This window comes from Ostreiculturibacter nitratireducens, from assembly GCF_032670585.1.
In the GTDB taxonomy this organism is placed as follows: Bacteria; Pseudomonadota; Alphaproteobacteria; order Rhodobacterales; family Rhodobacteraceae; genus Ostreiculturibacter; species Ostreiculturibacter nitratireducens.
Genome location: NZ_JAVQHL010000004.1, coordinates 402,861 through 414,263, shown reverse-complemented (window position 1 = coordinate 414,263; position 11,403 = coordinate 402,861). Strand labels below are relative to the sequence as shown.

Here is an 11,403-nt window from a genome sequence, read left to right as displayed (position 1 = left end):
TCTCCCGCGCATAGCTTCGCGCCGCGTCGCGCATCATCCGCTCGTCCTCGGACAACTGCTCTTCCAGCCGGAAGGCGTCCTCCCAGTCAAAGCGCGAAAGATCAGGGGCGTCCTTGGGTTTCAGGGCCATCGGCTCGCCTCAGGCGGTCATGTCGACTTCGACGTCGAGGAAGGGTGCGTATTGCTGGGCTCCGAAGATGTCGCCGTCCCCTGCGCTGCCGCTCGGCCTTTCGCGCAGGATGGTGAACTTGATCGCGTAGGCCGGGTCGTATTCCACGAAGTCCGTGAGCCGGGCCGGATCGACGTTCAGGACACTGCAGACGCTTTCCCGCGTGAGCGCCCGCGAGCGCTTGACCAGTTCGTAGGTCTCCTTCTCGCGGAAGATGATGTCGAAAGTGATCTTGTCCGTGCCAGCGTTCTTGGAGCGGATGGTCTTGGCCAGTTCAGCCAGCGTCTTGCGCGTGTTCATGGCAACCTCAGTCGATCATGGCGGTGTGGGTGGGGAAGAGTTCGAGCGGGTCGTCCACGGCCATCGTGTGGTTTACCGTCCAGCGGTAGGCGGGGCTGGCGTGCAGAACCTCGTCCAGAACGAAGGACACGCCGCCCGCGGTTCCCTTCACGTCGGGAAGGCGCGCGTAGAACAGCTGGCGGGTGCCGGTCATCGTCACCTCTTCGGCCATCTCGCGTGTCGGCGCGATGCCCTGGACGACGACGCAGAGCTCGTGGCCCGGCTTGTCCTTCAGGGGCTCCATGTCGCCCATGACGCCGTTCCGGCCGAAGACGTTGTAATGCAGTTCCCAGCCTTCCTTGCCGAAGCGTTCCTCCGTCTGCGCGCGTGCCCAGGCGATGACCTCGTCGACATGGGCGATCGTGTAGGGGTCGCGGATGCCGGCCATCCCCACGAAGCGTTCGCCGACCTTGCCGGAGCCTTCCAACTTGACGCGGAAATCCTGGGCCGGGACGAATTCCATCCCGGTGACGCGGGTCGTCTTGTCGGCGACCTGGTCGTAGTGGCAGTCCGTCATGTCGAGCATGCCGCCGGCGACGAATTCGTGGAACGGGTTCGAGCGTTCGTACATCGCGTGCCCGGCGACCGAGGCCACGGTGCAGCGCTGGAACGGGGCCATCGCGGTGACCTCGACGAAATCGTCGGTGATCTCGCCCATCACGGTTTCCTTCGCGCCGTAGGGTTCGGCGCAGAACGAGGCGCATTCCAGCACCTTGCCAAGATAGTAGGACTGTGCCTCCGGATAGCCCTTGAACAAGGCCGCCGCCGCGAAGATCGCGCTGTCGGACGACCGCCCGCCGATGATCACGTCGCAGCCCTCTTCGAGCAGCTTCAGGAAGGGATGGACGCCCGCCATCGCCACGATGCGGTCGGTGGCGTCGAGCTCTTGCTCGGAAAGATCCTCCCGCGCGTCGAGCCCCTTGATCGCCGACCCGCTCCGGATCTTCGCGCGAACGGTTTCCTTGTCGACCTCGGAATAGAACCAGCCGATCTTGAAGGGCGGCAGTTCGTGCTTCGCGGCGATCTTGCGGATGGAGTCGACGTACATGTCGACGCGGCTGTTGGTGCCCGTATCGCCGGCCGATCCGATCATCATCGGGACCCCGATCCGGCGCGCTGCGAGGAGCATCTCTTCCAGGTCGTGCTCCTGCCATGCCTTGGGGCTTGCGCAGGTGTCGGTGCCGAGGGGCACCGGCCCGATGTCATCGCTGCCGGAGTCCGCCGCGATGAAATCCGGTCCGGCGTCCACGCCCAGATGGAAGCTGCCGGTTTTCAGCGGGGCGAAACCAAGATGTCCGTTCGGACAGATGATCTTCAGGGATGACATGGGCACCTCGTAGGGCAAAAGGTCGATTGCCCACGTACATGCACATCCCGTGCCAAGATCGAGGGATTGTGCAAGCAATTGATAACTATATCAATTATGTGATGCTGCGGGTCTGGCCCCGACGCGGCGCGTCGAATTCACGCAAGGCGAGTTTGGTTTTCACGCTGGTCAGAGGCCGAGCTTGTTCATCTGGTGGCGGAGCGCATGCCGGCTGATGCGCAGCGCGTTCGCGGCCGATTGCACATTGCCATCCGCTTCGAGCATGGCCCGTGCGATGAGCTTGCGCTGAAAATCCGCCGTCGCCTCGTGGAACCCGGCGGGGCCGGGGCCCTCCGCCGCCTCGGTGCGCGCGGCACCGCCGCCGCGGACCGTGCGGATGATGCGGTCGGGCAGATGGCGCGGAAGGATCTCGTCGTCGTCTTCGAGGATGAAGATCCGCTCCAGCAGGTTTTCGAGTTCGCGCACGTTGCCCGGCCAGCCGTAGCGCAGGAAGATGTCCGCGGTCTCGTCCGAAAGCCCGCGGATCGATCGCTTGTAGATGGCGTTGTAACGGTCGATGAAGTGCGACGACAGTGTCAGGACGTCGTCGCCCCGATCGCGCAGTGCGGGCAGGTTCAGGGAGATGACCTGAAGGCGGTAATAGAGATCCTCGCGGAAGTTGCCATCCTTCACTTCGGACAGGAGTATCTTGTTCGTCGCGGCAATGAAGCGGACGTCGACCGAGGTCGTCTTCACGGCGCCGACGCGGCGGAACTGGCGCGTGTCGAGCAGGCTGAGAAGCTTCGCCTGAAGCGTCAGATCCATCTCGCGGATCTCGTCGAGAAACACCGTTCCGTGATTGGCGGCCTCGATCAGGCCGAGTTTCCGCTCGACCGCCCCGGTGAAGGCCCCACGCTCGTGGCCGAAGAGTTCCGACTCCAGCAGGCTCGCCGGGATGGCGGCGCAATTGATGTCGACGAATTCCTTCTGCGCGCGGCGCGATTCCTTGTGGATCATCCGCGCGACGAGGCCCTTGCCGGTACCGGTTTCGCCGTAGATCAGAACCGTCGGGGCAGGGCTCGCCGCGACACGGGAGATCAGCCGCTTGAGGTTCTGGATGCTCGGGTGGTTCCCGATAAGCTCGGTCTTGTAGGCAGCCATTTCCCGTCCTGTCGCGGCGCCCGGCCTCAGGACGGCATCCGGTAGGTTTGCCATTTCCCGGCGCAGGGATTGCCTTGGCTGAAGGTCAGCGAGCCAAACCTACACGAATAAATCGCGGTGGAAAGCGTCTGGCTGGCCTCGGTTTCCCCATGCTGGCACAGCGGGGCGGCGGCGGGGCCGGAATCGCGATGCGTGCACATGAGTTTCGTCGCGTCCGGAATCACGGGCGAGAGGCCGGGCAGCGAGCGTTCGAGATAGGCGAAGCGCTCCCGCGAGTTGCCGGCGATCCGGTCGCCGTCAGGAAAGAGCGTGTCGTCGGCGCGATCCGGCAGCACGAAGTGATTCGTCCGCCAGACAATTCCGCCGCGCGTCAGGCCGGCGCCTGCGGCTCCGAGTTCGACGGCGGCCGTGTCGCCCGACGCATCCGCCATGATCAGGGTACCGCCGCCGGCGTGGGGTCGGCTCGCGATCAGGGCCAGCGCCTCGGCGACGGTTCCGCAGGAGGCGAGGATGCGCGTCATCAGGAAGTAGCGCAGCCATCCCACGCGATGCGTCCGGACCGCGACCTGCGTGTCGGCGAGCATGAGTCCCCTGGCGTTCATCCCGCTCGAATAGGCGGCGGGGCTGCCAAGGCTGCCAACGCAGAGCATCGCTCCGGTCGTCACGTCCGGTCCGCTGTGCAGCGTTACGCGCTGGATGCCGAGATGCAGCCCGGAATAGTCCCTGTTCTTCGCGACGATCGGTCCGTCCGGTCCCTCGGGTGCGGCCCAGGCGCTGCAACCGTCGCCGTCGAGCTTTGCGCCCGATTTCAGGTCTCGCAGCGTGCCGAGATGCAGGTGCACGAACAGATCGTCCTCGGACAGGCCGAAGCCTTCGGCGATGCCCGAAAGCTCCGCCATCCCTTCAGGGTCGTGTTCGGCGTGGAATGCGCGCTGCCGGGCGAGGTAGTCCTCGGCCGCGCTGTCGATCATCCCCTCGGCGCGCGCCGTCTCGACCCGGCCAACGGTGGCCGCGCGGACGCGGTCCGCATCCCCTTCCGCCGCCTGACCGCGCCCGCGCGCCCGGGCATCCCCGGACAGGAGAAGCGGCTGGGCAAGTTCCGGGGCGAATTCGGTCATGTTTCCGCGTCCTCGAGAAGCGACAGGTTTTCGGAAAGCCGGAGGCAGGCCGCGACATGTCCCTTCGCCACGGTCTCGACCTTCGGCGCGGTGGTGCGGCAGGCGTCGGTCGCGAGCGGGCAGCGGGTGTGGAACTTGCAGCCCGCCGGGGGCTTCAGAGGCGATGGCAGATCGCCCTTGAGCCGGACCCTGGTCTTGTGACCCACCGCGTCGACTTCGGGCACGGCGGACATCAGGCTCTGCGTGTAGGGATGGCGGGGATGCGAAAGAACGGCGTCGACCGGCCCCATTTCGACGATTTCACCCAGGTACATGACCGCGACGCGGTCAGCGAGGTAGCCGATCACCGATATGTCGTGCGAAATGAACAGGTATGTAAGCCCGAGTTCACGCTTCAGTTCCTGCAAAAGCTCGATGATCTGCGCCTGGATGGAGACGTCGAGCGCCGAGACGGGCTCGTCGCAGACGATGAATTCGGGGTTCGAGATCAGGGCCCGGGCGATGCCGATCCGCTGGCGCTGCCCGCCGGAGAACTGGTGGGGATAGCGGTCGAGCTGGTTGGCCTTGAGCCCGACCTTTTCGATCATCGCGCCCACCTTGGCGCGCACCTCGTCCTCTGACGTCGCAAGCCCGTGAAGGCGAAGCGGCAGCCCGACGATTTCCGCCACCGTTCGGCGCGGATTGAGCGATGCGTAGGGATCCTGGAAGATGATCTGCATGCGCCGCCGCATCGCCTTCATGGCGTGCGCGTCGAGCGCCGTGACGTCGGTGCCGTCGAAGACGACCTTTCCCGACGTAGGTTCGTGCAGGCGCAGGATGGCGCGGCCGAGCGTCGACTTTCCGCAGCCGCTTTCTCCGATCAGGCCCAGGATCTCGCCGCGCTGGACGGAAAGGCTCACGTCGTTCACGGCGCGCACCACGATCTGCGGCGTCCCGGCCAGACGCTGCCCGAGGCTGCGGTGGCTGGTGTAGTGCTTGGTCAGGTGTTCGACCTGAAGAAGTGGTCCGCTGGTCATTTCGACGTCTCCCCGACCCGGACGCAGCGTGCGCGATGTGCAGGACCCGCCTCGCGCATCGAGATGAGCGATTTGCACACATCCTTGCGGACGGCGCAGCGGGAATAGAACCGGCATTGCGGCGGCAGATTGATGAGGTCCGGGACCTGGCCCTCGATCGGGCGTATCGGCTGCCCCCTCAGCGAAAGCCGCGGGATGGAGCCGAGAAGACCCTGGGTGTAAGGGTGTTTCGGCTGGCCGATCACATCCTTCGTCGGCCCTTCCTCGACGACCTGCCCGGCATACATCACCATCACCCGGTCGCAATGCTCGGCCACGACGCCGAGGTCGTGGGTGATCAGCACCACGCTCATGCCTAGCTTCTCGCGAATGTCGGTGATGAGTTCGAGGACCTGCGCCTGGATCGTCACGTCGAGCGCCGTCGTCGGTTCGTCCGCGATCAGAAGCTTCGGCCGACAGGCCAGGGCAATGGCGATCATGATCCGCTGCCGCATCCCGCCGGAGAATTCGTGCGGATACTGGCGCAGCCGGCTTTCCGCCGACGGAATCCCGACGAGGGACAGGATTTCTATCGACCGGTCACGGATCGCGCGGCTTCGGGCGCCGCGTCCGTCCGGCAGGGTTTCGTCGTGCGCTTCGAGGACTTCCGCGATCTGTTCGCCGACGGTCAGGGCAGGGTTCAGCGCGGTCAGCGCGTCCTGCATCGTCATCGCGATTTCCTTGCCGCGAACCGCGCGCATGTCGCGCGGCGAAAGCTTTCGCAGGTCGCGCCCGTCGAACGAAATCTCTCCGCCGTCGATCCTGCCCGGGGACCGCACGAGCCCCATGACGGAGGAGAACGTCACGCTCTTGCCGGAGCCGGATTCGCCCACGACGCCGAGGCATTCGCCCCGCCGAACCTCGACGTCCACGCCGTCCACGGCACAGACGAGACCGGCGCGGGTGTCGAAAACGGTCCTCAGACCCTTCACGGAAAGGAGTGGCGCGTTCATTCGTGGAACCTCGGGTCGAAGGCGTCGCGCAGGCCCTGGCTCGCGACGTTGATGGCGAGGACGAGGAGAAGGATCGCGAGGCCCGGGAAGGTCGAGACCCACCACGCTTCCAGGATGAAGGCGCGGCCGTCCGCGACCATCGAGCCCCAGGAGGCCGTCGGCGGCTGCACCCCGAGCCCGAGGAACGACAGCGAGGCCTCCAGGATGATCACGTGCGCCATCCGGATCGTCGCGACCACGATCACCGGCGACAGGATGTTGGGAAGGATCTCCTTCGCCATGATGTGCCCACGCGACGCACCCAGAGCCCGCGCCGCCTCGACATACTCGAGTTCCCGCGTGACGAGGGTCTCGCCCCGGACGACCCGGCAGGGAATGACCCATTCCTTGTAGGCGAGCGCGAGGATGATGTTGATGAGCCCGGGCCCCATCATCGCCATCAGGCCGATCGCGAAGATCAGGTAGGGAAAGCCCAAGAGGATGTCGACGAGGCGCGAGATCGCCACGTCGACCCAGCCGCGCAGGTAGCCGGCGGCAAGCCCGGCGAGAATGCCGATCGTCGTGGCGACAAGGATCACCGCCGCGCCGATGAAGATCGAGATGCGCGTGCCGTAGATGATTCGCGACAGGATATCGCGGCCGAGCGCGTCGCATCCCAGGAGATAGCTCCACTCTCCCCCCTCGACCCAGCCCGGCGGCTGAAGGCGGCGGAAGAGGTCGGTCTCATTCGGGTCGTGCGGCGCGACGAGGGGCGCGAAGACCGCCATCAGGATGAACAGCACCACGACGATCGCGCTGCCCACGGCCAGCTTGTTGCGGGAGAAGTTGCGCAGGTTCTGGCGGAATATGGATTCCGCGCGGGCGGGCATGTCGGCAGCGAGTGTCACAGCTTCACCCTCGGGTTCAGGACGGTGTACAGAATGTCGGCAAGGAAGTTCAGCAGCACGTAGGTCACGGCGTAGAACAGCACCGCCGCCTGGACGAGCGGGTAGTTCCTGAGAAAGATGCTCTCCACGACGAGCCGGCCGAGGCCAGGCCAGCCGAAGACCGTTTCCACGATCATGTTGCCGCCAAGAAGGCTGCCCGTTTCGATCGCGGCGACCGAAACCGTGGGGATCAGCGCGTTCTTCAGCGCGTGGCGGAACAGCACGCGGCGGCGCGACAGGCCTTTCGCCTCGGCGAAGGTGACGTAATCCTGCCGCATGACCTCAAGCATCGAGGTGCGTGTCACCCGCATCAGGATCGCCGTCATCGGCAGCCCGAGCGTGATCGCCGGCAGGATGATGTGCGACAGCGCGTCGAGGAAGGCGTCGGGGCGCCCGCGCAGCAGCGTGTCGATGAGAAGGAAATGCGTGATCGGCGCGATCTCGGCCGAATAGCCGATGCGGCCCGACACCGGCAGGATGTGCAGGTGCACCGCGAACAGCATCAGGAGAAGGATACCGAACCAGAAGCCCGGCAGCGACACGCCGAGGAGCGAGCCCACCGTCGCGATCCGGTCGAAGATCGAGTTCTTGCGGATGGCGGCCAGCACGCCCAGCGGGATCGAGGTGACGAGAGCCACGATCAGGGCGATGAGGCTCAGCTCGATCGTGGCGGGAAGGCGTTCGGCGATGACGTCGAAGACGGGGCGCTTGTGGTAGAAGCTCTGCCCGAAATCACCCGTGACGGCATTTCCGAGGAAGACGAAGAAGCGTTCGATGACCGGACGGTCGAGCCCGAGGTCGCGGCGCAGGGCCGCTTCCTGTTCGGGCGTGACCGCCTGGTCGCCGATCATGATCTGGACCGGGTCGCCCGGCGTCAGCGTCATCATCACGAAGACGATGAGGCTGACGCCGAGAAGAACGGGCACGAGCTGTATCAGTCGCTCAATCAGCTTGCCGATGCTCATGTCCGTCCTCCCGGTTCAGGTGGTCGCGTCACTCGACGCAGGCATCGTGAAGGTTGATGCGGCTGTCGGCGCTGGGCTTCCAGCCGGTCAGACGCTTCGAGACGCCGTAGATGTCCTGCGGAACCCACAGGTAGACGTACGGCAAATCGGCGTTCACGATCGTCTCGGCCTGATGATACATCTCGGCCCGCTTGGCGGTGTCGAGCTCAACCGCCGCGTCGTCGAGAAGCTTGTCGACCTCGGGGTTGGCGTAGCCGGCGGAGTTGCCGCGGTCGTTGGTGCGGTGCGTCGGCGTGAAGATGTCATAGGGATCGAGCGAGCCGTTGCCCCAGCTGGTGAAGAACATGTCGCCCGATTTCGGCGCGCCCTTCGTCCGCCACTTGTCCGAAAGCTGTGCGCCCTCGCCAACGGCGACCGTAGTGCGGATGCCCGCCTTGGTCAGCAGCGAGGCGACGGCTTCCGCCGTGTCCTTGAAGGCGCCTTCCACGTCCATCGTCACGTCGATCCCGTCCGGGAAACCGGCCTCGGCGAGCAACGCCTTGGCCTGCTCGGGGTCGTATTCGTAACGCTTCAGGTCCGGCGATGCTGCGAAGGCGTCGGGCGAGAGGATGCCCTCGATCCGGACCGCGTTGCCGCCGAGGATCTTGTCGATGATTAGGTCCTTGTCGATCGCGTGCGCCGCGGCTTCCCGAACCTTCGGGTCGTCGAAGTACTCGCCTTCCATGTTCATCGCGATGAAGAAGCTGCGGGTGCCGTTCACCGTCATCACGTCCGTGCCGGGATTGTTCTTCACCTGCTCGACCGAGAACGGCGGCAGTTCGTTGATGATGTCCACGTCGCCGGCCAGAAGCGCCGCGACGCGGCTCGCGCTTTCGGGGATGACCTTGAAGATGACGCGGTCAACGCAGGCCTTGCCGACCGGCGCAATGTCCGTCGCGCCGCCGTAGTAGTCGTCGAAGCGCTCCATGATGATCGCGTCGCCCTTGCGCCATTCGACAAGCTTGAACGGGCCGGTGCCGTTCACCATCGTGGCGAGGCCTTCGGTTCCGACCTGCTCGACGAAGGCCTTGGAGACGACCTCCTGGAAAGGCAGCATGGCGGGGAGGATGGGCCAGGGCTCCTTGAGCGTGATCCGTACCGTGTCGCCGTCAACGACCTCGGCCGATTCCACCGGGCCCATGAGGCTCTGGCGCGGGCTGGTCTGGCCGTCGCCCATTGCGCCTTCCTGGGTGATGCGGTCGATCGTGAACTTCACGTCTTCCGCGGTCAGGTCGCTGCCGTCGTGGAACTTGATGCCGGAGCGGATCTTGAAGTCGTAGACCGTCGGGGAAACCTGGGTCATCGACTCGGCGATTTCGGGCACGACCTTCATGTTCGCGTCGCGCGTCAGGATGCCGTCGTACATGTTGCGGATGATCGTCTCGGTTTCCCGCTTGCGGTGGTTCGCGGGGTCGAGCGTGTCGGCGTCAAGAGTGAAGCCGACGGTCAGTTCCGCAGCCGTGACGGCCGGGACGGCCATCAGGAACACTACGGATGATGCCAAGGCGGCGCGTGAGAAAGCTCTCATGTTCGTTCTCTCCCTGTTAGCGTTTGCCGACGGGTCTCTGTCGGCGTGGCCCAATTCTGTGGACGTAATGTTACATGCAAAACTCATGCCAAATTCCGGAAGGTCGCAGATTTCCAGAAAACACATTTTGGTTTCAATCCCTTGGGCGGCCGTCGTCGGCGCCGCCGCCCAAATTCGTTCTGGCTTTGCGTGCGTTTCACGCCGTGAGGGTGTTTTGCGCGCAGCACCTCGAACCGCGTCAGGTGCCCCGCTATTTGCGCCGGAGAATGGCTCGCCTGCGGCGGTCGGCGGAACCGGCGATCTTCATCGCGTCTCGGTATTTCGCGACGGTTCGCCGCGCAACAAGAATGCCGCGGTCCGAGAAATGCGCGGCGATTGCGGAATCCGTCATCGGGCGCAACGGGTCTTCGGCCTCGATCAGTTCGGCGATCCGCGCGCGCACGGCCGCGGCCGAGACCGGGTCATCATCAGACCTGGTCGGCAACGCGGTACTGAAGAAGTCACGCAACGCCAGGGGTCCGCGCGGTGCCGCGACCCGCAGACCGGCCGTTACCCGGCTCACGGTGCTTTCATGGACCCCGACGGCCTCGGCAATGTCGCGAAAACTGAGCGGCTTGAGCCCCGCCGGTCCTTCCCGCAGGAACGCGGACTGCCTGCGGACAACCTCGGTTGCGATCATGAGTGTCGTATAGTTCCTGCGCTCCACGGCGCGCACGACCGTATGCGCGGCCTCGAACATTCGACGATCGGTCTCGGACAGGCCGGATGCCTCGTTCACGGCCAGGGTCGGCAGGGTGGAGCGATTGAGTTCGACCTCCCATGCCCGCCCCTGTTCCGTGACGACGAGGTCGGGTGGCGCGTCGCGCGGAGCATCGGTGTCGAACGCCGTTCCCGGCTTCGGGTTGAGCCCGCGGATCGTGTCGAAATGCGCCAGGACGTCCTTCCTGCTGCAACCGCAAAGTTCCGCCAGCGCGTCGATGTCGCCCCGCGCCAGCATGGGTAGGTTTTCCAGCACGCAGGACAGTTGCAGCGTCAGGGTGCCAGCGTCCTCCGCCTGTAGACGCAGGCATTCGGCCAGGGATCGGGCAAACAATCCGGGAGGATCGATCCGCTGGATCCGCGCGAGGACGGCCTCCGCCTCGGCAATATCGCATTGCGCATCCGCAGCGATCTCCTCGACCGACCTGCCCAGCCAGCCCGTAGGTTCCAGAGCCTCGACGAAGAACTCCGCGATCCTGAGGTCGGCAGTCGATTTGAGGGCGAGAGAGATTTCTCTGCGCGCATGTTCATGCAGGCCGGCGGCAGGTCCCGCAATTCGCTCGACGGATCCCTGGGTGGAACTGCCTGTCTGCCAGGGCGCGCCGGTTTCCGCCGGGCGTTCGGGCGGGATCGCGGCCGATTGAAGTGACAGATACGGATTTATCGCCTCTTGAAACGCAATGAAGGACGCGAGCTCCTGATTGCTGAACTTCAACAAGCTAATTGCCTGCCCGAGCTGACGGGTCATTCCCAACGACCTTGTCTGCGGCAGCACGTATGCTCCGAAACTGGCCACGCTCAATCACCCCCAGTTCGGAAAGCCAAGGTTTCAGCCTCCGGGTCATGTCCCGGTTGCCAGCCTTTCTGGCTGGTCCGGCATGATTGTATATCAATGACGGACCTCTGCGCCACCGGCATCAGGTTTCGGGGCTCGAGGTCTGCGGCCGGGGTCCCGTGGCGCTTTCGGCACCGTGGTGCCTCCGCCAGCTATCGACGAGGATCATCGCTTCCCGACAGGAGCAGAACATCTCGCGGAAAACCTTCTGAAGAAAGGAGCCGGATCTCGTGCGAGGAAACCCGCGGCT

At 65.0% G+C, this 11,403-nt stretch carries 10 protein-coding genes and 1 pseudogene; all 11 read right to left on the bottom strand.

Annotation, left to right across the window (positions count from 1 at the left end):
• Positions 1-130, bottom strand: a pseudogene (locus ABCN56_RS18690) (acyl-CoA dehydrogenase); the annotation flags it as partial.
• Positions 131-139: 9 nt separating this feature from the next.
• Positions 140-469: a DUF4387 domain-containing protein gene (locus ABCN56_RS18685; RefSeq protein WP_343082349.1), complete on the bottom strand. Its 330-nt coding sequence runs from the start codon at positions 467-469 to the stop codon at positions 140-142.
• Between the two features lie 7 nt (positions 470-476).
• Positions 477-1,835, bottom strand: a complete 1,359-nt coding sequence (locus tag ABCN56_RS18680) for an acyclic terpene utilization AtuA family protein (protein ID WP_343082348.1) — start codon at positions 1,833-1,835, stop codon at positions 477-479.
• 168 nt (positions 1,836-2,003) lie between these two features.
• The gene (locus ABCN56_RS18675) at positions 2,004-2,975 is read right to left on the bottom strand and encodes a sigma-54 interaction domain-containing protein (protein WP_343082347.1); all 972 of its coding nucleotides are present in this window, start codon (positions 2,973-2,975) and stop codon (positions 2,004-2,006) included.
• A 26-nt stretch (positions 2,976-3,001) separates the two neighbouring features.
• Positions 3,002-4,093, bottom strand: coding sequence for a C45 family autoproteolytic acyltransferase/hydrolase (locus ABCN56_RS18670; protein ID WP_343082346.1), 1,092 nt, complete (start codon positions 4,091-4,093; stop codon positions 3,002-3,004).
• Positions 4,090-5,109, bottom strand: coding sequence for an ABC transporter ATP-binding protein (locus tag ABCN56_RS18665; RefSeq protein ID WP_343082345.1), 1,020 nt, complete (start codon positions 5,107-5,109; stop codon positions 4,090-4,092). The genes ABCN56_RS18670 and ABCN56_RS18665 overlap by 4 nt, the downstream gene beginning before the upstream one ends.
• Positions 5,106-6,101: an ABC transporter ATP-binding protein gene (locus ABCN56_RS18660; RefSeq protein ID WP_343082344.1), complete on the bottom strand. Its 996-nt coding sequence runs from the start codon at positions 6,099-6,101 to the stop codon at positions 5,106-5,108. The genes ABCN56_RS18665 and ABCN56_RS18660 overlap by 4 nt, the downstream gene beginning before the upstream one ends.
• Positions 6,098-6,988 carry an ABC transporter permease gene (locus ABCN56_RS18655; protein WP_343082343.1) on the bottom strand — a complete coding sequence of 297 codons (891 nt, stop codon included), beginning with the start codon at positions 6,986-6,988 and terminating at the stop codon, positions 6,098-6,100. The genes ABCN56_RS18660 and ABCN56_RS18655 overlap by 4 nt, the downstream gene beginning before the upstream one ends.
• Positions 6,985-7,992 (bottom strand): ABC transporter permease, encoded by a 1,008-nt coding sequence (locus tag ABCN56_RS18650; RefSeq protein ID WP_343082342.1) that lies wholly within the window; start codon positions 7,990-7,992, stop codon positions 6,985-6,987. Before ABCN56_RS18650 ends, ABCN56_RS18655 begins: the two co-directional genes overlap by 4 nt.
• Positions 7,993-8,020: 28 nt before the next feature.
• A complete protein-coding gene (locus ABCN56_RS18645) occupies positions 8,021-9,559 on the bottom strand; it encodes an ABC transporter substrate-binding protein (protein ID WP_343082341.1) in 1,539 nt (512 codons plus the stop codon).
• Between the two features lie 250 nt (positions 9,560-9,809).
• Positions 9,810-11,093, bottom strand: coding sequence for an RNA polymerase factor sigma-54 (rpoN, locus tag ABCN56_RS18640; protein ID WP_343082361.1), 1,284 nt, complete (start codon positions 11,091-11,093; stop codon positions 9,810-9,812).
• Positions 11,094-11,403: the final 310 nt, after the last annotated feature.

Excerpts from the sequence above, each read along its gene's own strand:
- ABCN56_RS18665 (WP_343082345.1), bottom strand. The coding sequence starts at position 5,109 with ATGACCAGCGGACCACTTCTTCAGGTCGAACACCTGACCAAGCACTAC.
- ABCN56_RS18660 (WP_343082344.1), bottom strand. The coding sequence starts at position 6,101 with ATGAACGCGCCACTCCTTTCCGTGAAGGGTCTGAGGACCGTTTTCGAC.
- ABCN56_RS18680 (WP_343082348.1), bottom strand. The coding sequence starts at position 1,835 with ATGTCATCCCTGAAGATCATCTGTCCGAACGGACATCTTGGTTTCGCC.
- ABCN56_RS18650 (WP_343082342.1), bottom strand. The coding sequence starts at position 7,992 with ATGAGCATCGGCAAGCTGATTGAGCGACTGATACAGCTCGTGCCCGTT.
- ABCN56_RS18645 (WP_343082341.1), bottom strand. The coding sequence starts at position 9,559 with ATGAGAGCTTTCTCACGCGCCGCCTTGGCATCATCCGTAGTGTTCCTG.
- ABCN56_RS18685 (WP_343082349.1), bottom strand. The coding sequence starts at position 469 with ATGAACACGCGCAAGACGCTGGCTGAACTGGCCAAGACCATCCGCTCC.
- ABCN56_RS18675 (WP_343082347.1), bottom strand. The coding sequence starts at position 2,975 with ATGGCTGCCTACAAGACCGAGCTTATCGGGAACCACCCGAGCATCCAG.
- ABCN56_RS18670 (WP_343082346.1), bottom strand. The coding sequence starts at position 4,093 with ATGACCGAATTCGCCCCGGAACTTGCCCAGCCGCTTCTCCTGTCCGGG.